Genomic DNA, 18,869 nt, shown 5'->3' on the forward strand with positions numbered 1-18,869 from the left:
CGGCCTTCCTAGTCTTCGCCCCGGCGCTGCACCAGGCGCCAGTTGATGATCGAGAAGAGGATGACGACGAGGAAGACGCCCCACGCCACGGCGGCTCCGTAGCCGAAGTCGTTGTTGTCGAAGGTCTGCTGGAAGAAGTAGAGGACCATCGTGCGGCCCGCGTGGCCCGGACCGCCGGAGAACGTGGACTCGTTGGCGGTGTTCTGCAGCAGCACCTGCGGTTCGGAGAAGCTCTGCAGGCCGGTGACCGTGGACACGACGAGCACGAACAGCAGCACCGGGCGCAGCATCGGCAGTGTGATCCGGAAGAAGGTCTGCACCGGACCGGCGCCGTCCATGCGGGCCGCCTCGTACAGCTCGCTCGGGACGGTCTGCAGGCCGGCCAGGAAGATGATCGCGTTGTAGCCGGTCCACTGCCAGGTCATCAGCGTGGCGACGGCGATCTTGATGCCCCACGGCGTGTTCAGCCACGCCACCTGATCGAGGCCGACCGCCTGCAACAGCGCGTTCACCAGGCCGAAGTTGGTGGAGAAGACCGAACCGAAGACGATCGCGACGGCGACCACCGAGGTGACGTTCGGCAGGAAGTAGGCGAAGCGGTAGACGTTCTTGAAGCGGACCGCCGAGTTCAGCATCACGGCCGTCACCATCGCCAGGAAGATCATGGGGAAGGTGGCCAGCGCCCAGATGACGATGGTGTTCCCGACCGACTGCCAGAAGTCGCCGTCGCTCAGCAGGTACTGGTACTGCGACAGGCCCGCCCACTCCATCGAGCCGAGGCCGTCCCAGCGGTGCAGGGAGACGTAGAGCGAGAAGCCGACCGGGATCAGGCCGAAGCAGAGGAAGAGGAGGTAGAAGGGGGAGATCGCGGCGTAGAGGTGCCAGTACTTGCGCAGACCCGTGCGGGGCCGGCCGGCCGGCAGGCTTTCCACGATCGGCGTGGGCTTGTCGAGTGCGGTGGCCATCAGGAGCTCACCCCCAGGTGCTTGGCGATCCGGCGGCACTTGCTCATGGCGTCGCTCCAGGCCTTCTTCGGGTCCTTGCCGAGGACACCGACGTTCTTGATCTCGTCGAGGATGGGCTGCGAGAGCGCCACGTCGTACGGGCTGTTGTAGGCGACCACGATCTTCTGCGCGGCGGGGCCGAAGACGTCGGTGGTGACCTGGCCGCCGAAGAAGGGGTCCGGCTCCCGCAGGTGCTTCATGCCGTACGTGGCGGGGGTGGAGGGGAACAGACCCGCGTCGACGTACCCCTGGGCCTGATTGGCCGCGTCCAGGATCCAGGTGATGATCCGGAACGCCTGCTCGGGCTCCCGGCACGCCTTGGTGATCGACAGGAACGATCCGCCGCTGTTGGAGGGCCGGACCGGCATCTGCGCCACGCGCCACTTGCCCTTGGTGTTCGGCACCCCGCTCTTGAGGTCGTACGTGGCCCAGGAGGCGCCGAGCTGGCTGGGCAGCTTGCCGTCCTGCACGGCCGACAGCTGGTCCGGTGTGCCGGTGACCAGGTCGGACACGATCTTCCGCTGCTTGGCCTCCACGGCCAGCGCCCAGGCGTCGCGCACGTGCGCCTGGTCGCCGATGAAGTGGCGGTCCTTGTCGACGTACCGCTTGCTGCCCTGCTGCACCGCGTTGGTGAAGACGGACGTGATGTCGGTGAGCAGGCAGGTCCCCGGGATCCGCTTCCTCAGCTGCTCGCCGGCCGCGAAGAACTTCTCCCAGGTGTTCAGCTGCCGGGAGACGTCTTCGGGTTCGTAGGGCAGCCCCGCCTTCCGGAAGACCGCGTACTGGTAGAAGTGCGCGACCGGCCCGCAGTCGATCGGAAACCCGACCATGGTGCCGTCGTCGGCCAGACCCTGCTCCCACTTCCACGGCAGGTACTGGCCCCTGTACTTGTCGGCGCCCAGGGTCCTCAGGTCGACGAACTGGTCGGCGTTGGGCAGGTAGGACGCCATGTCCTCGCCCTTGAGGCCCGCGATGTCGGGGATGTGGGCCCGGCCGGTCATGGTGGTGAGCAGTTTCGACCGGTAGTAGCCGCCGATCTTGATGGCCTCCAGGTCGACGTGCGCGTCGTAGCGGGACTTCGCCTTCTGGACGACGGTGTCGCTGAGCCCGCCGTCCCAGTACCACAGGACCATGTTCCGGCCGCTGGAACCGGTCGGAACGGCACAGCCGGACGCCAGGCCGCCGAGCGCCGTGGCGGCCGTACCGGCCAGGCCCGCGCGCAGCAGGCCTCTACGTGAGAGCCGCACTGCTCCCACCGCCTTTCGGATCTTCTCGTGGTTTCGCATGAGCGTGGGGGCGGGGTCAGCGCCGGGGTGCGGGGGGAGTGACGGGCGCGTACCGCACCGGTGGTCCGGGGTCGGCCGGCAGCCGGTCCGCGAGGAAGCCGTAGGTGCGCCTCAGGTCGGGGTCGGTGAGCGCGCGGCGCCACCAGCGGTCGACGCCGTACCAGCCGGGGGCGGCGAGTGCGCCGCCGTGGTGCTGGACGGACAGCCCGGCGGCGAGGACGGCGAACCGCAGCCGTTCCGCCAGCGGCCAGCCGCCCAGCGAGGCGGCGACGAAGCTCGCCCCGAAGACATCCCCGGCGCCCGTCGCGTCGAGGACGTCCACGTCGAGGGCCGGTACCTCCGCGTACTCGCCGGTCGTCTGGTCGACGGCCGCCGCACCGTGACCGCCGCGCGTCACCACCGCCACCGGGACCAGCTCCGCGAGGGCGCGCAGCGCGGCGGCCGCGGTGTCGGTACGGGTGTAGGCCATGGCCTCGTGCTCGTTGGGGAGGAAGGCGTGGCACAGCGCGAGCTGGCCGAGGAGGTCGCGGGACCACCGCTGGGTGGAGTCCCAGCCGACGTCCGCGTAGACGTGGGTGCCGTTCGCGGCGGCTTTGGCGATCCACTCGCGGGGCTCGGCCTCCAGGTGCACCAGGGCGGTGCGCGCCTCGGGCGGGTCGCCCATCAGCGCGTCCTGCGAGTACGGCGGCTCCTGGCCGTGGGTGACCAGCGCGCGGTCGCCGCCGTGTGCGAGGGAGACGGTGACCGGGGTGGGCCAGCCGTCCGCGACGCGGGAGAGGGAGAGGCCGACGCCCTCCTGGTCGCGCAGGACGTCCCGGCAGTGCGCACCGTAGAAGTCGTCGCCGAAGACCGTGGCCAGCGAGGTGCGCAGACCGAACCGGGACGCGGCCACCGCGAGGTTCGCGATCCCGCCGGGGCCGCAGCCCATGCCGGCCGTCCAGATCTCCTCGCCGGGTGTCGGCGGCTTCGCGAGCCCCGTGAGGACGAGGTCGTAGAAGAGCAGCCCGGTCAGCAGCACATCGGGCCTGTCGTCGTCCACACGCCACCCTCTCGTCAGAACTCGTCAATTTCGATGACCGGAATCGTGCGCCGCTCGCCGAGATTGGTCAATAGTCGAGCAGAAGTGAGCATGGATTTGATTGAAGATGAAGAGTAGTGTTCACGGCGTGCTGGCAGAACGACGACATCAACTCATCCTGCGGGCCCTGCGCTCGGGCGGTCCCGCCGCCGTGACCGATCTCTCCGAGCAGCTGGGCGTGAGCCCCGCCACCATCCGGCGCGACCTCGTCAAGCTGGAGGAGGACGGGCTGCTCACGCGGGTGCACGGCGGCGCGGTCGTGGAGGAGGGCGACCAGCCCTTCGCCGAGGTCGCCGAGGTGCGCGTGGCCGAGAAGGACGCCATAGCGGAGCGTGCCGCGGCCATGGTCGCCGACGGTCAGTCGGTGCTCCTCGACATCGGCACCACCGCCTACCGGCTGGCCCGCCGGCTGCACGGACGCCGCCTGACGGTCATCACCAGCAACCTGGTGGTCTACGAGGAACTCGCCGACGACGAGGGCATCGAACTGGTGCTGCTCGGCGGCATGGTCCGGCGCGAGTACCGGTCCCTGGTCGGCTTCCTCACCGAGGACAACCTGCGCCAGCTGCACGCCGACTGGCTGTTCCTGGGCACCAGCGGCGTCCGCCCGGGCGGACAGGTGATGGACACGACGGTCGTGGAGGTGCCGGTCAAGCGGGCCATGATCGACGCGAGCGACAAGGTCGTGCTGCTCGCCGACGCGGCCAAGTTCCCGGGTACGGGCATGGCGAAGGTATGCGGTCCCGAGCACCTGGACATGGTGGTGACCAACGCTCCCATCGACCCGGCGACCCGGTCCTCCCTGGAGGAGGCCGGCGTCGAGGTGGTCATGGCAGGAGCAGGAAGGGGACGGACGTGAAACTGACGATCCTGGGCGGCGGGGGATTCCGGGTGCCTCTCGTGTACGGGGCACTGCTGACGGACCGCGGCGAAGGGCGGGTGACCGAGGTCGTCCTGCACGATCTCGACGACAGCCGGCTGCAGGCGGTGGCCCGTGTGCTGGCGGAACAGGCGTCGACCGTGGACGACGCCCCGACCGTGACCGTCAGCACGTCCCTGGACGAGGCCCTGCGCGGTGCCGACTTCGTCTTCTCCGCGATCCGCGTCGGCGGCCTGGAGGGCCGCGCGAACGACGAGCGGGTCGCGCTGGACGAGGGCGTCCTCGGCCAGGAGACGGTCGGCGCGGGGGGCATCGCCTACGGTCTGCGGACGGTCCCCGTCGCCGTCGACATCGCCCAGCGGGTGGCCCGCCTGGCCCCCGACGCCTGGGTCATCAACTTCACCAACCCCGCCGGCCTGGTCACCGAGGCCATGTCCCGCCACCTCGGCGACCGCGTCATCGGCATCTGCGACTCCCCGGTCGGACTCGGCCGCCGCATCGCCCGGGTCCTCGGTGCCGACCCGCGGGAGGCCTGGATCGACTACGTCGGCCTCAACCACCTCGGCTGGGTGCGCGGCCTGCGCGTCGCGGGCCGGGACGAACTCCCGCGCCTGCTCGCCGACCCCGGCCTGCTCGGCTCCTTCGAGGAGGGCAAGCTCTTCGGCGCCGACTGGCTGCGGTCCCTCGGCGCGATCCCCAACGAATACCTGCACTACTACTACTTCAACCGCGAGGCCGTCCGGGCCTACCAGCAGGCCGAGAAGACCCGAGGCGCCTTCCTGCGCGACCAGCAGGCGCACTTCTACCAGCAGGTCAGGGACCCCGGCGTGCAGGCCCTGGACGTCTGGAACCGCACCCGCGCCGAGCGCGAGGCGACCTACATGGCCGAGAACCGGGAGACCGCGGGCGCCGGCGAACGCGACGCCGACGACCTCTCCGGCGGCTACGAGAAGGTCGCCCTCGCCCTGATGCGCGCCATCGCCCGAGACGAGCGCACCACCCTGATCCTCAACGTCCGCAACCGCGGCACCCTGTCGGTGCTCGACGGGGACGCCGTCATCGAGGTGCCCTGCTTCGTCGACGCGAACGGCGCCCACCCGGTCACCGTCGACCCGCTGCCCGACCACGCCACCGGGCTGGTCTGCGTGGTGAAGGCCGTCGAGCGCGAGGTGCTCGCGGCCGCCGAGTCCGGCTCCCGCGCGACGGCCGTGAAGGCGTTCGCGCTGCACCCACTGGTCGACTCGGTCAACGTCGCCCGCCGCCTGGTCGAGGGCTACACCGCGGTCCATCCCGGCCTGGCCTACCTCACCTAGCCAGCCGCTCAGCAAGCGCTTCCAGCCCTCTTCTGGAGACCTCCATGCACGACGAACGCCGCCGGATCGAGGAGCGCGTAGAGCGCCTCCACCACCAGCGCATCAAGCCCGCGATCCACGCGGCCACCGTCCCCTTCGAGGTGGCGGCCTGGCAGGCCCCCGGAGAGCCGGTGCCCTTCGAGGAAGCCGCGGCCGCCCCGTACGAGCCGTTCGCCATGGACACCCCGTGGGGCCCGCCCTGGGGCACCACCTGGTTCCGGCTGCACGGCCGGGTGCCCGCCGAGTTCGCGGGTCGCCGCGTCGAGGCCGTCATCGACCTCGGCTTCGTGGGCGACTGGCCCGGCAACCAGGCCGAGGCCCTGGTCCACCTCACCGACGGAACGCCGCTGAAGGCGGTCAACCCGCTCAACCAGTACGTGCCGATCGCCCACCCGGCGGCCGGCGGCGAGGCCGTCGACTACCTGCTCGAGGCCGCCTCCAACCCCGACATCCTCGCGGGCGACTTCGCGGCCCCCACCCCGCTCGGCGACATCCTCACGGCCGGCGACAAGCCGCTCTACACCTTCAGGCGCGCCGACATCGCCGTCCTCGACGAAGACGTCTGGCACCTCGACCTGGACCTTCAGGTGCTCCGCGAGCTGATGCTGGAGCTGGGCGAGCACGACCCGCGCCGGCACGAGATCACGCACGCCCTCGACCACGCGATGGACCTGCTCGACCTGGACGACGTCTCCGGCTCGGCGCCCGCCGTCCGCGAGGCCCTGAAGCCGGTGCTGTCGAAGCCGGCCCACGCCAGCGCCCTCCGCATCTCCGGCGTGGGGCACGCGCACATCGACTCGGCCTGGCTGTGGCCGATCCGCGAGACCAAGCGCAAGACCTCCCGGACCTTCTCCAACGTGACGGCGCTGGCGGACGAGTACGAGGAGTTCGTCTTCGCCTGCTCGCAGGCCCAGCAGTACGAGTGGGTGCGCGACAACCACCCGCGCGTGTGGGCCCGAATCCAGGAGTCGGTCAAGAAGGGCCAGTGGGCGCCGGTCGGCGGCATGTGGGTGGAGGCCGACGGCAACCTGCCCGGCGGCGAGGCCGTCGCCCGCCAGTTCGTGCACGGCAAACGGTTCTTCATCGAGCACTTCGGCATCGAGACCAAGGGCGTCTGGCTGCCCGACTCCTTCGGCTACAACGCGGCCTACCCGCAGCTCGCCAAACTGGCCGGCAACGAATGGTTCCTCACCCAGAAGATCTCCTGGAACCAGACCAACAAGTTCCCCCACCACACCTTCTGGTGGGAGGGCATCGACGGCACCCGCATCTTCACCCACTTCCCGCCGGTCGACACCTACAACGCCTGCTTCAGCGGCGAGGAGATGTCCCGCGCGGTCCGCAACTACGCCGAGAAGGGCGCCGCGACCCGCTCGCTGGCCCCCTTCGGCTGGGGCGACGGCGGGGGCGGCCCCACCCGCGAGATCATGGAGCGCGCCCGGCGCCTGAGGGACCTGGAGGGCTCCCCGAGGGTCGAGATCGAGCACCCGGACGCGTTCTTCGCCAAAGCCCGCGCCGAGTACGAGGACGCGCCGGTCTGGGTCGGCGAGCTCTACCTGGAGCTGCACCGCGCCACCTACACCTCCCAGGCCCGCACCAAGCAGGGCAACCGGCGCAGCGAACACAAGCTGCGCGAGGCGGAGTTGTGGGCCACGACGGCCGCCCTGCACGCGCCCGGCTACCGCTATCCGCACGACCGGCTCGACCGGCTCTGGAAGACCGTCCTGCTCCACCAGTTCCACGACATCCTGCCGGGCTCCTCGATCGCCTGGGTGCACCGCGAGGCCGAGGCCGAATACGCGCGTGTCGCCGAGGAACTGGAGGCGCTGACCACCGAGGCGATCACCGCGCTGGGCACCGGCACCGCCCGGGTCTTCAACACCAGCCCCTACCCCCGCGCCGAGGTCGTCCGCGACGGCGCGGGTGCGCCGGCGTACGTCGAGGTCCCGGCGAGCGGCAGCGCGCCGCTGACGGGCGGCGCCAAGGCACCGCGGCCGGTGACGGTCGACGGACGGGTCATCGACAACGGCCTGGTGCGCGTACGGATCGCCGACGACGGCACCCTGTCCTCCGTGTACGACCTGCGGGCGAACCGTGAGGTCCTCGCCGACAAGGGCAACCTCCTGCGCCTGCACACCGACCTCCCCAACTACTGGGACGCCTGGGACGTCGACAAGCACTACAAGAACCGCTACACCGACCTGCTGGACGCCTCGGAGGTCGAGGTCGTCGAGCAGGACCCGCTCCTCGGCGCGATCCGCGTCAGCCGCTCGTTCGGCAACGGCTCGAAGATCACCCAGACGATCACGCTCCGGGCCGGCAGCCCCCGGATCGACTTCGAGACGGACATCGACTGGCACGAGGCCGAGAAGTTCCTCAAGGCCGGCTTCCCGGTGGACATCCGCGCCCCGCACTCCTCCGCCGAGATCCAGTTCGGCCACGTCCAACGGCCCACCCACACCAACACCAGCTGGGAGGCGGCCCGATTCGAGGTCTCCGGCCACCGCTGGCTGCACATCGCGGAGCCCGGCTACGGCGTCGCCGTCATCAACGACTCGACGTACGGCCACGACGTCTCCCGCACGGTCCGCGAGGACGGCGGTACGACCACCACCGTCCGCCTGTCCCTGGTCCGCGCCCCGCGCATCCCGGACCCCGGAGCCGACCAGGGCCGGCACCGCCTGACCTACTCCCTCCTGCCCGGCGCGAGCATCGCGGACGCGGTCGCCGAGGGCTACGCCCTCAACCTGCCGCTGCGGGTCGCCGAGGCCGCGGGCGAGCCGCAGCCCGTCGTCTCGGTGGACGGCGAGTCGGTGACCGTGGAGGCGGTCAAGCTCGCCGACGACTCCTCCGGCGACGTCGTGGTCCGCCTCTACGAGTCCCGCGGCGGCCGCGCCCAGGGCGTCCTGCGCACCGGCTTCCCCCTCGCCGCCGCCCAGGTCACCGACCTGCTCGAGCGCCCCCTCGGCGACGCGGCCACCGACGGCGACACCGTGCCCGTCGAGCTGCGCCCCTTCCAGATCCTCACCCTCCGCCTGCGCAGGAGCTGACCCATGGCGATGCAACCCTGGTTCACCGACGCCAAGTTGGGGATCTTCGTGCACTGGGGCATCTACGCCGTCGACGGGGTCCAGGAGTCCTGGTCCTTCTACGACGACATCGTGCCGCACGACCAGTACATGTCCCAGCTGGACCGCTTCACCGGCGCCCACTACGACCCCAGGGCGTGGGCGGACCTCTTCGTCCGTGCCGGCGCCAGGTACGCCGTCCTGACCAGCCGTCACCACGACGGCGTCGCCCTGTGGGACACGGCGTACGGCGACCTCGACCTCGGCAGGGACTACGTCGGCCCCTACGCCGACGCCCTGCGCGACAAGGGCCTGAAGGTCGGCCTGTACTACTCGCACTCCGACTGGAACCACCCCGACTACGCGAGCACCCGCAAGCCGGGCCGCCCGCCGGAGCTGGAGGACAACCGCTACTCGGAAGTGGCCGCCGAGGACGAGGACCTGGACGCCTGGGAGCGTTTCCTCGCCTACCGGGACGGCCAGATACGGGAACTGGCCTCCCGCTACCGGCCGGACCTGATGTGGTTCGACGGCGAGTGGGACCGAAGCGAGGAGCAGTGGCGCATCCCCGAACTGGCCGCGCTCATCCGCTCGTACGTCCCGGACGTCGTCTTCAACGCGCGCATGCTCAGCGAGGGCGACTACGCCACCCCCGAGCAGGGCGTCCCCGTCGTGCCCCCGGACGGCCCCTGGGAACTGTGCCTGACGATCAACGACTCGTGGGGCTACCAGCACCACGACCACAACCACAAGTCCCTCGCCCAGCTGATCCGCTACTTCACCGAGACCATCGGCGGCGGCGGCAACCTGCTGCTCGACGTCGGCCCCATGGAGGACGGCACCATCCCGCAGCCGCAGGTCGAGCGCCTGGAAGGGCTGGGGGAGTGGATCTGCCGACACGCGGAGGCGGTGTACGGCACCGTGCGCGGCCTTCCGGCCGGGCACCACTACGGTCCCAGCACCCTCTCTCCCGACCGGCGCACCCTCTACCTCACCGTGTTCGACGCCCCGCGCGCCGAGATCGGCGTCCGGGGCCTGGCCACCAAGGTCAACCGGGTCACCGTCCTCGGCACCGGCACCGAACTCCGCCACCGGGTGATCGGCGGACTCCACGAGGCGGTCGGGGTGCTGTGGATCGACCCGCCGGCCGAGTACGACCTCGACCCGCACGCCACCGTCCTCGCCGTCGAACTGGACGGCGAACTGGAGCTGTACCGGGGGGCCGGCCGGTTCTGACCCCCTTGCCGAGCGGCCCAGCCCCCCACACCCCGCCACAGCCGACGTGCGCCGGCCCGCCCTCCGGGCCGGGCCGGCCTCGTCTCACCGTCCGACTGGTTCTCACCGTTCGACTGGTTGGGACAGAGCGCGCTTGACCTGCCGGCTCCGCTCGTCGGCGAGGACTTCGACCTGGTCGTTCGCCAGAGCGTCCATGGTCTGCTCCGCGACGTCCTCCGCGCTGATCTTGGGTGCGTCCGTGAAGGAGCTGAGATCCGTCTCCACGAAACCGGCGTGGACGCCGATCACCAGAGTGCCCTGCTCGCGCAGGCCCTCCCGCAGCGCTCCCGTCAAGGACCACTGGGCTGCCTTGGAGGCCGCGTACCCGGGATAGTCCGGCCGGGAGGCCCAAGAGGCCGTCGACAGCATGTTGACCAGGGCGCCGCCGCCGTTGCGGGCCAGGACCGGGGCGAAGGCACGGGACACCGCCCAGGTGCCGAAGTAGTTGATCTCCATCGCCTCGCGCGCGCCGTCGAAGGAGCCCGTCAGCAGCTTGGTGTCGAAACCTCCGACGCCCGCGTTGTTGATCACGATGGTGACGTCGTCGGCGGCCGCGGCCGCCGCGGCGACCTCCTCCGGCACGGTGACGTCCAGACGGAGCGCGGTCAGGTCAGCGTCGTTCACGCTCCGCGGATCGCGGACACCGGCGTACACCTTCGCCGCTCCCCGGGCGATCAGCGCGCGGGCGAACGCGTGGCCGATGCCACGATTGGCGCCGGTCACGAGGGCGCTCGATCCTTCGATCTCCATGACACTTCCTTCCCGCTGCCGCCTGCCGGCCGCAGCCGGTACCCGGCGAGGGACGCGGTTCCTCTCCACCACCAGCGTGCATCGAACGCCGTACCGACGCATGCGAGACAGCGCGCGACCGGCACTCGGCAGCGACGAGGGGCAGGGGCACGGCTCCCCCCGAAGGTCTCCCGGGGACGGGGCGGGGGAGATGCGGATCAGCGGTCCTGGGAGAGTTCCAGGAGTTCGGCGAAGGTCCCTCCGGCGTGGACGAGGTCGTCGTACCGTCCCTGTTCGGTGATCCGGCCGTGCTCCATCACGACGATGTGGTCGGCGATCCTGGTGTTCTCCAGGCGGTGCGTGACCACGATCGTGATGCGGTCGGCGGCGATGGCCTTGATCTGCTCGAAGATCCGGTGCTCGCCGCGCGGGTCCATCTGGGAGGTGGGCTCATCCAGGATCAGCAGCCCCGGCCGCCTGTACAGGGCCCGCGAACACGCCACGCGCTGCCACTGCCCGCCGGAAAGCTCCGAGCCGCCGAAGACATCGCGGGCCAGCAGGGTGTCCAGGCCCGCGGGGAGGTCCTCGACGGCCTCCCGCAGACCGACCGCGTCGAGGGCCTCCCACACGGGGGCGTCGTCGTGGGTGCGAGGCTGGCCGAGGGTGACGTTCTCGCGGACGCGCAGCGGCCACTGCGCGAAGATCTGCGGCACCAGGCCGGTGTTCGCCCACACCGTGGCGGGGTCCACCTCGGCGAGGTCGTTGCCGTTCCAGGTGACCCTGCCCTTGTCCGGCAGGTGGATCCCGGTCAGCAGTCGGGTGAGCGTGGACTTTCCCGACCCGTTCGCGCCGACGATCGCGAGGATCTGGCCGCGTCGCAGCGCGAGGGAGACACCGTCCACGGCGGGCCTGTCCTTGCCCGGGTACCGGTAGACGACCTCCTCGAGCCGGATCTCCTCGGTCGGCGCGGCGTGCCTGCGGGGGCCGCGCCTGGGGGCGCGGCTGGCGGCGTGATCGAGGAAGGCCTGCATGTCGCCCAGGTACAAGCTGGTGTGGAAGACCGCGGCGCCGTTGACGACCACCTGCGACAGCGCGGCGAGCGTGGTCTGCACGGCGATGACCGCTGTTGCCGCGACCGCCAGTGCGATCCGGCCGGACACCGCCAGCCACGCCAGCGCGACCCAGGTCGCGACGAGGAAGACCCCGCCGGCCAGTGCGGAGAGCAGGGCGATCCGCAGGGTGCGCGGGGCGGCGGCCAGGCTGCGCCGGTCGCACCGGTCGGACAGGGCCCGGTACCAGAAGACGAGGTAGTCCGTCATCGAGTTGGCGCGGACCTCGTCGCCGTACTTCGACTCGGTCGCCCACCAGCGCATCATGCCCCGCACGTTGCGGTCGGCGATGTTGGCGTAGTGGATCTCGTAGTCGACGCGGGCGGTCAGCACGGCGCCGACGCCGGCGGGCAGTACCGCCAGCAGGAGGGGCGGCAGCACCAGCGGGTTCAGCACCGACAGTACGCCCCCGGCGGTGACCATGCGGATCAGCGCGGACAGGAACCGCTGAGCGTCGGTGACCATGACGTGCGTGCGGATCACCCCCATCTCGGCCGCCTCGTGGCGATCGGAGAAGCCGTCCTCCGCGTACGCCGAGGCCTCCACCCGGCACACCGCCTCGACCAGCGCGGAGTCCGTCTGCGTGGTCAGCCGTGGAGTGATGCGCCGCTCCGCGTACGTGGCCACCGCGCCCGCAGTGCGGCCCAGCGCGGCGGCGAGTGCCACGACCAACAGCGCCGGGAGGGCGCCGCGCAGCCGCTCGCCGGCGGTGCCGTCCCCGAGGACCGGTGCCATGGCCCGGGCCGTGGCGGCCAGCACCACGGCGGCAGAGACGCCCGTGAGGAGCTGGCAGCCGAGCAGGAGCTGCACGGCTCGCCGGTCCGTCCGCCACGACAGCTCCGCGATCCGGCGCAGGACGGCCGGGATCCGCGCGCACATCCTCCGGAACGAGACCTCGGCGAGCGGATTGACGGAGTACTGCCCGCTGTACGTGATCTCCGCCGGCGGCGGAGGGGGTGGCGCGGTGGGCTGCTGCTCGTTCGTGGCGGGCGAGGTCAAAGCGGTCCCCCTGACGGTTGTCCGGCGTGGTCGTCAGGCTCAACGACCACGTCGCGATATCGAACACATGTGTTTCGGTCGCGGTCGGATTCCCGGGACAGAGGGCGCGTCGGCGTGTGGAGGATGCACGGACCCTTGCGCCGCAACGGGCACGCGGGGGAGGCAGGGTGGCCGAAACGCCGATGCCGGGCGTTCGCGGCTGCCGCCTGTTCGCCCCGGCGGCGCACACCGGGCGGAGACCGGTCATCGGGGTCTTTCCACTTCGGCAGCCGCGAACCGAGATCCCACGTTTGTATGAGCGCGGACGGTACAGACGAGGAGCTAACACAGTCTTTACAGAGCGAGACGGAGACACATCATGGGCATCATCGCGTGGATCATCATCGGCCTGCTCGCCGGCGCCATCGCCAAGGCCATCATGCCGGGCAAGGACCCGGGCGGCATCATCGTCACCATGCTCATCGGCATCGCCGGTGGCCTGCTCGGCGGCTGGCTCGGGAAGGTGATCTTCGGCGTCGACTCGGTCGACGGGTTCTTCGAGCTCTCCACCTGGATCGCCGCGATCGTCGGCTCCCTGATCCTGCTCGCCGTGTACCGCCTCATCGCCGGCAACCGCCACACGCACCGACACGCCTGATCCCCTGACGCCGCACGCGGCCGGACATCTCCGGACGGCTCCCCCCTGATCCGCGGGGGGAGCCGTCGCCACGGTGTGGCACGGACCCAGGACGGCGATCTGCCGCATCTTGCCCGGCGCGCAGGCGTTGGCTCATCGCCCATCGGTGGAACGCTGAGCGTATGAGCAAGACCGCGCTGATCGTCATCGACATGATCAACACCTACGACCACAAGGACGCCGACCAGCTGATCCGTTCGGCAGAACAGGTCGTACCGGTCCTGACCGACCTCCTGGGACGGGCACGTGGTCGCGGGGTGCCGGTCATCTACGTCAATGACAACTTCGGCGAGTGGCGTTCACATCACGGCGAGTTGCTCGAGCGGGCTCTGGCCACTCCTCATGCCCACCTCGTCGAGCCTGTGAAGCCCGATGCGGACTCGCTCTTCGTGCTCAAGGCCCGACACTCCATCTTCTTCGAGACACCGCTGCATTACCTGTTGCAGCAGCAGGGCGTCGACCGGCTGGTGCTCGCAGGGCAGGTGACCGAGCAGTGCGTGCTGTACTCGGCCCTGGATGCTCACATCCGGCACTTCGACGTCGTCGTTCCGCAGGACGCCGTCGCGTACATCCACGAGGACCTCGCTCAGGCCGCACTGCGGATGATGGAGCGCAACATGGGTGCGCGTGTGTGCGGAAGCCAGGAACTGTGGGTGTGAAGCGGGCCTTCGTCGCGGACCGGGCCTTGCACGGTGGCGAGGGCGTGATCGCCGGCCTCCGCATCGGCCGGCCGGCACCGCGCGGCGCTACACCGCGGCTTTCTCCGCCCGGTCCAGTGCCTCCTCGTCGGCGTTCAGGCACTCAGCCAGGCAACGCGTCCGGGAGAGCCGGATGACACCGTAGGTGAGCAGGCCGAAGCCGAGCAGGGCGGACAGGATCCACGGCCCCGTACGGGGCTGCTCGGCATAGAGCGTCACTCCCAGTACGACACCGGTCACGGCGTCGGTGAGGGTCAGAGCGGGCTGTGAGCCGATGAGCGGTCCGGCCTGCATCGCGGTGCCCAGCAGGAAGAGGGACGTGCCGCCGATCACCGCGAAGCCGTACGTCTGCCAGGACAGGAGGAACGCGACGAGCCCCTGATCGTCCAGGACGTCCATGGCGGTCTTCATCAGTGCGGCGGCCAGTGCGTTGCCGAGAGCGGCACCGGCGGCCAGGGCGGCCGCACGCGTCAGGCCGAAGGGCCTGCGCAGGGCGGAAAGCACGAGTGCGGTTCCGATGGCCCCGATGACGACGAGGGTCGGTACCCACCAGACCACCGGGACCCGCTCACGTCCCCCGGAGGGCGCGAGCGAGAGCAGGAAGACGGCGAGCCCGACGGCGATGTACGCCACCGACGTCCAGGACCTGCGCGATCGACGCACATGGAAGACCATCCCGCCGATCACGAGGGCCAGTGGGAGCTCCAGGATGAAGACCGGCTGCACGACGGCAAGCGAACCCGAGGCCAGCGCCAGTGCCTGGAGGACCGCCGACAGGGTCACTCCGGCTATGCCCGCGAGCCAGACCGGCGTCCGCAGCAGGTCGGCCAGCAGCCCGAGGCGCAGTGACGTCGACGCGGGCACGGTCAGCGCCGCACGCCGCTGCAGCACCGTTCCCAGCGCGTTGCTGCAGGCAGCGAGAACGGCGAGAACGACGGAAAAGATCATGGCCGCTGCTCTCCTTGTCAGCCCCGGGATACCGCCACACGCTGTGGCTGAAAACAACCAACGCGGTCGGCAGGACATTCCGCCGGGCGCTCTGTCGCTTCGGTGCCGGGTCGAGCCCTTGCGGAATCCCCGGCGACACCGGGTCGGCCAGGTCGGCGGACCCGTCGTGCCGGGACAGGCCCGCCGCCCGTGCTCCGGGGCGCGCCTTCTTGGTGGCCGGGGCGGGGTACGCACACGGGAAGAGGGTGGCGTCGGACTGCGCGGGCGCGGGGAGGCGTGGCCGTGAGGGTGAGGTCTGCCCGGTTTGCTCTGGGCGCCGGGTGGGCCGCCGACCGCGTCTCCGCGATCCGGCCGAAGATCCTGGGCGCCACGGTCGGTGTGATGTGCGGTTCAACTGGGCACGCCGCGGACATGGGTCCCTTCGAGATCGCACCAGTCGTGTTCTGCGCCCTCGGCCGTCAGATCGCCGTCAGCGGGCCCGCGCCAGGCTTCAGTCAGGAAGCTGAACAGGGACGTAGCGGAACTCCGGCCCGTAGGTTTCGCCGCTGCCGCCGGGCAGCGGACGCTCCATCAGCGTGGGAGCCCGCTGCTGAAGGTCGAACATCTGGTTCACGGCCTTGTTCAGCAGCTCCTTGGCCTTCGCCGGCAGATCCGTCTGCCAAGCCGCTTCCAGGAGCCGCAGCATCTCGCTGTAGGAGCGGTTGAACTCGTCCAGGAGCCGCCTTGTGTCCGGGTCGGGCGCCGACGCGCCCGTTGTTCCCCAGCCACCGGCCGGCACGGTGCCCATGCGCCGGCAGCGAGGCATGGGGATCTCGTCGCCGACGAACTCCCACCGGTCCGGGTTCTCGGCGGTCTTGACGAGCTTGTGGCCGTGACGGATCTCCCGGAAGACGTAGAAGTGGGCCAGCTCCCCGGCCTCCCCGGGATGGGGGTTCTCCGGCGACGCCGAGGTGCCCTCGCCCTGTTCCTTGATCACGCCGATCGCCGCCTCGACGTCAGCGAGCGACCTGAGAGGCACGACGCTGTTGCCCTGGCCGTGGTGCCCCATGTTCCTGGTCAGTTGGTGAGCCCCGGTGATCAGCTCCGGATGGTCCCGGAAGGCCGCCAGGACGGCGCTGTAGAAGGCCCCGATCGACGTATGCGCCGTGGCTTCCGCGATCGGGTGGTCGGGTTGCTCGATGGACGCGTACATGTCCAGGGAATCCTCGGTCAGGCCGCTCAGGAAGACGGTCAGGCCCGGACGGACGCCGCCGGGCAGGGCTCCCGGGTACGAGGGGGCCGTCCTCTCGTCCGCGAGGCGGGGGACGCCGCCCACGGTGGTGAGCAGATTACCGGCGAGGCCCAGATGCGACATCTCGTCGAAGACGATCTCTCGAACGGCGTGGTAGACGCCCTCGTCCTGGACCGGGTCCTCGATCGACCACAGTCCGCACAAGTAGGGCGGGAGCGTGGCGAGTTCCAGCAGAACGGCTTGTTGCAACGACTCTTGCAACCAGGGCGCGTCGCGTCGCTCGACGGGCTCCTGCATCAGTTGGACGATCCGGTCGCTCCGGTAGTCGACAAGCGCGGTCACGACATGCCCCTTTCGCGTCCTCGGTGAGGTGCGTGGAGAGCCCTCGGACACGAAGTCCTCGTCGGTTTTCGTGGGAGTTTCTTCCGGTAACGGACCTCGAATCACAGCCCTTTTCATCGTACGTCGCCGAGCGGCATGCCGCCTCGCTGAAGCACAACTTCATGGGTGGCGCAAATTGGCGTACAGGTGCAGGCTGAAAGGCGGGGAGCAGAAAACCGCGACGTCATGAAGAAAGCGCATTGTTGAGAAGGAAATCAACATGGCCGAGAACATTATGAAGGCTCAACAAAGCGATCTCAGTTCGCTGATGGAGCGCGCCGCGCGGCGTAATTCGACCGTCCCCTTCGAGGGCTACAGCCGGGAGGACGGCAACATCCCGGGGAACATCATGGTGGCGGTGTCCGACGAATGCGTCTACTCGTTCGCCAAGTCCGACATCATGGAACGTGAACAGCTCGGCGAGGACCGGGTGAGGGTGTGGGTGAGGGCAGGAGCCACGGCGTTCCGCCTGAGCCGGATGCGCGCCGGTGAGCCCCCGGACCCGTTCCCGGTCGCCATGGAGAACATCGCGCCGCCCGCTTCCCCGCGGCGGGCGGAGGATCCGGCCCCCGCGAGCGGAGCGGTGACCGCCGAACAGATGGAGCACATCGCCGCCCCGCCGACCGAGGAGCCGGCGGGCGCCCCCCGTTACGCCGGCGCGGACACGGCCCAGGTGACGCTGCCCATGGTCCTCCCGCCCCTGTCTTCCGTGGGGAGCTACTGGACGGCCAGCTGCCAGGGCGGCGACACGTTCGCCAACAACTGCGCGCATTTCCTCTCGGACGCCTTCATCCGCGCGGGATACACGGAACTCGCCATGGCCAACCCGTACATCAACGCCCGGTGCTACACCTCCGCCCGCCGGCCCATCCGGGCACGGGACATGTGGGCCTGGTTCCAGTCCCGAGCCGTGCGCACGAGCCGCACCCCGACGCAGAACACCGGGTGGTGGTCCGTCTTCCAGCTGAACGAATCGGCGTACTGGGGCGGCCATGTGCTGCTGCTCGACACCGACACATGGACGTACTACGGGACCGGGTACTACGCCACCTGGCAGCAGTACCTCTACCAGTGGTGATCCGTGCACCGTCTCATGTCCGTTCCCGCGGCCTCGCCAGGGTCGGACCGAGGCGGGGGCCGGCCAGTGCCTAATCGTGTTGACTGTCCCCGGCAGGTGGTGCTGGAGTCGGCGCGTGGACAGCATCCCCGCCAACAGGCGGTTCTGGAACCAGATCAGCAGTGCCTACCAGCACGAGCACGACCCGCGCATCGGCGCCACACCCCGGCTGTGGGGCATGTACTCCATCCCCGACGCACAGCTGCACGCCCTGGGCGACGTCACCGGCAAGCGCGTCCTCGAACTCGGCTGCGGCGCCGGCCAGTGGTCCCGGGCGCTCGCCGCCGAGGGCGCCACCGTGATCGGGATCGACCTGTCCGAAGCCCAACTCGCCGCAGCGGCCCGCGCGATGGGAGCGGTCCGCTACCCGCTGGTGCAAGGTGCCGCCGAACAACTCCCCTTCGCCGACGACAGCTTCGACCTGGTGTTCTGCGACTTCGGTGGGCTCAGCTGGGCGCCCCCGCACCTGGCCGTCCCCCAGGCCGCACGCGTCTTGAACCGAGGCGGGCGCCTGGTGTTCAACGTCGCCAGCCCATGGTTCGAAGCCTGCTACGACGAAGCCGCCGCCCGCGTGACCACGACGCTGCAGCAGGACTACTTCGGGCTGAACACCATCGCCGAAGACGACGGCGCGACCAGCTATCAGCTCACCTACGGCGACTGGGTCAGGGTCCTGCGCGGTGCGGGTCTCGTCATCGACGACCTCATCGAGCCGCGGCCCGAACCAGGAACACCCAACGGCTACAACGAAACCGACCCACCCGACTGGGCACACCGCTGGCCGGCGGAACTGCTCTGGGTGACCCACAAACCGTAAGTTCCGCCGCGCCGAGACGTGAAGGCATCCCCACGCCGGACCGGCCCCGGCGGTGGGCCCCCGGGCCTCTGCCCGGCACCCTTGTCCGGTGCCGGGCGGGACGGCGGCGGCGAGACCGCGCTGGTCATCCCGACATCCCGTACACCGGGACCTGCCGTCCCCCGGGACACGGGCCCCGCCGCCGCTGCCTCATCCGGCCGCCGCCGCGCGCCACGGCGCCC

General features: G+C 70.3%; 15 protein-coding genes. 8 read left to right on the top strand and 7 right to left on the bottom strand.

Translation table 11 applies throughout. The features are described from left to right. Positions 1–8: 8 nt before the first annotated feature. From ABZV94_RS22240 to ABZV94_RS22250, 3 genes are read right to left on the bottom strand one after another with little or no spacing between them, the layout of a single operon-like run. The gene (locus ABZV94_RS22240) at positions 9–965 is read right to left on the bottom strand and encodes a sugar ABC transporter permease (protein WP_356342739.1); all 957 of its coding nucleotides are present in this window, start codon (positions 963–965) and stop codon (positions 9–11) included. Continuing rightward, the gene (locus ABZV94_RS22245; RefSeq protein WP_356342742.1) at positions 965–2,251 is read right to left on the bottom strand and encodes an extracellular solute-binding protein; all 1,287 of its coding nucleotides are present in this window, start codon (positions 2,249–2,251) and stop codon (positions 965–967) included. Before ABZV94_RS22245 ends, ABZV94_RS22240 begins: the two co-directional genes overlap by 1 nt. Before the next feature lie 55 nt (positions 2,252–2,306). Next, positions 2,307–3,329, bottom strand: a complete 1,023-nt coding sequence (locus tag ABZV94_RS22250; protein ID WP_356342745.1) for a carbohydrate kinase family protein — start codon at positions 3,327–3,329, stop codon at positions 2,307–2,309. A gap of 127 nt (positions 3,330–3,456) precedes the next feature. Between ABZV94_RS22250 and ABZV94_RS22255 the strand changes: the two genes are divergently transcribed. From ABZV94_RS22255 to ABZV94_RS22270, 4 genes are read left to right on the top strand one after another with little or no spacing between them, the layout of a single operon-like run. Further along, on the top strand, positions 3,457–4,227 hold the full coding sequence (locus ABZV94_RS22255; protein ID WP_356342774.1) for a DeoR/GlpR family DNA-binding transcription regulator: 771 nt from the start codon (positions 3,457–3,459) through the stop codon (positions 4,225–4,227). After that, on the top strand, positions 4,224–5,561 hold the full coding sequence (locus ABZV94_RS22260; protein WP_356342747.1) for a 6-phospho-beta-glucosidase: 1,338 nt from the start codon (positions 4,224–4,226) through the stop codon (positions 5,559–5,561). The genes ABZV94_RS22255 and ABZV94_RS22260 overlap by 4 nt, the downstream gene beginning before the upstream one ends. A gap of 44 nt (positions 5,562–5,605) precedes the next feature. Continuing rightward, positions 5,606–8,650, top strand: coding sequence for a glycoside hydrolase family 38 C-terminal domain-containing protein (locus ABZV94_RS22265; RefSeq protein ID WP_356342749.1), 3,045 nt, complete (start codon positions 5,606–5,608; stop codon positions 8,648–8,650). Between the two features lie 3 nt (positions 8,651–8,653). Further along, positions 8,654–9,904, top strand: coding sequence for an alpha-L-fucosidase (locus ABZV94_RS22270; protein WP_356342751.1), 1,251 nt, complete (start codon positions 8,654–8,656; stop codon positions 9,902–9,904). A gap of 102 nt (positions 9,905–10,006) precedes the next feature. On the opposite strand, the gene ABZV94_RS22275 is transcribed toward ABZV94_RS22270, so the two are convergent. After that, positions 10,007–10,693: an SDR family oxidoreductase gene (locus ABZV94_RS22275; protein ID WP_356342754.1), complete on the bottom strand. Its 687-nt coding sequence runs from the start codon at positions 10,691–10,693 to the stop codon at positions 10,007–10,009. A 197-nt stretch (positions 10,694–10,890) separates the two neighbouring features. After that, the gene (locus tag ABZV94_RS22280; RefSeq protein ID WP_356342756.1) at positions 10,891–12,780 is read right to left on the bottom strand and encodes an ATP-binding cassette domain-containing protein; all 1,890 of its coding nucleotides are present in this window, start codon (positions 12,778–12,780) and stop codon (positions 10,891–10,893) included. Between the two features lie 358 nt (positions 12,781–13,138). On the opposite strand from ABZV94_RS22280, the gene ABZV94_RS22285 reads away from it, so the two are divergent. Both ABZV94_RS22285 and ABZV94_RS22290 read left to right on the top strand, forming a co-directional pair. Next, positions 13,139–13,417, top strand: coding sequence for a GlsB/YeaQ/YmgE family stress response membrane protein (locus ABZV94_RS22285; protein ID WP_356342758.1), 279 nt, complete (start codon positions 13,139–13,141; stop codon positions 13,415–13,417). 161 nt (positions 13,418–13,578) lie between these two features. Continuing rightward, positions 13,579–14,115 carry an isochorismatase family cysteine hydrolase gene (locus ABZV94_RS22290; RefSeq protein ID WP_356342760.1) on the top strand — a complete coding sequence of 179 codons (537 nt, stop codon included), beginning with the start codon at positions 13,579–13,581 and terminating at the stop codon, positions 14,113–14,115. An 87-nt stretch (positions 14,116–14,202) separates the two neighbouring features. Here the strand turns inward: ABZV94_RS22290 and ABZV94_RS22295 are convergent, their stop codons facing one another. After that, entirely contained in the window at positions 14,203–15,102 is a 900-nt protein-coding gene (locus ABZV94_RS22295) for a DMT family transporter (protein WP_356342763.1), read from the bottom strand. A gap of 490 nt (positions 15,103–15,592) precedes the next feature. Next, positions 15,593–16,675: a ferritin-like protein gene (locus tag ABZV94_RS22300; RefSeq protein ID WP_356342765.1), complete on the bottom strand. Its 1,083-nt coding sequence runs from the start codon at positions 16,673–16,675 to the stop codon at positions 15,593–15,595. A 259-nt stretch (positions 16,676–16,934) separates the two neighbouring features. Between ABZV94_RS22300 and ABZV94_RS22305 the strand changes: the two genes are divergently transcribed. Continuing rightward, positions 16,935–17,792 (top strand): hypothetical protein, encoded by an 858-nt coding sequence (locus tag ABZV94_RS22305; protein ID WP_356342767.1) that lies wholly within the window; start codon positions 16,935–16,937, stop codon positions 17,790–17,792. Between the two features lie 115 nt (positions 17,793–17,907). Beyond that, positions 17,908–18,648 (top strand): class I SAM-dependent methyltransferase, encoded by a 741-nt coding sequence (locus tag ABZV94_RS22310; protein WP_356342770.1) that lies wholly within the window; start codon positions 17,908–17,910, stop codon positions 18,646–18,648. Positions 18,649–18,869 lie beyond the last annotated feature (221 nt).

This window comes from Streptomyces sp. NPDC004658 (assembly GCF_040609555.1).
GTDB lineage: Bacteria > Actinomycetota > Actinomycetes > Streptomycetales > Streptomycetaceae > Streptomyces.

Bases quoted from the DNA above. Each gene is read 5' to 3' on its own strand.
- ABZV94_RS22240 (WP_356342739.1), bottom strand. From the start codon at position 965: ATGGCCACCGCACTCGACAAGCCCACGCCGATCGTGGAAAGCCTGCCG.
- ABZV94_RS22265 (WP_356342749.1), top strand. From the start codon at position 5,606: ATGCACGACGAACGCCGCCGGATCGAGGAGCGCGTAGAGCGCCTCCAC.
- ABZV94_RS22270 (WP_356342751.1), top strand. From the start codon at position 8,654: ATGGCGATGCAACCCTGGTTCACCGACGCCAAGTTGGGGATCTTCGTG.
- ABZV94_RS22275 (WP_356342754.1), bottom strand. From the start codon at position 10,693: ATGGAGATCGAAGGATCGAGCGCCCTCGTGACCGGCGCCAATCGTGGC.
- ABZV94_RS22285 (WP_356342758.1), top strand. From the start codon at position 13,139: ATGGGCATCATCGCGTGGATCATCATCGGCCTGCTCGCCGGCGCCATC.
- ABZV94_RS22290 (WP_356342760.1), top strand. From the start codon at position 13,579: ATGAGCAAGACCGCGCTGATCGTCATCGACATGATCAACACCTACGAC.
- ABZV94_RS22295 (WP_356342763.1), bottom strand. From the start codon at position 15,102: ATGATCTTTTCCGTCGTTCTCGCCGTTCTCGCTGCCTGCAGCAACGCG.
- ABZV94_RS22305 (WP_356342767.1), top strand. From the start codon at position 16,935: ATGGCCGAGAACATTATGAAGGCTCAACAAAGCGATCTCAGTTCGCTG.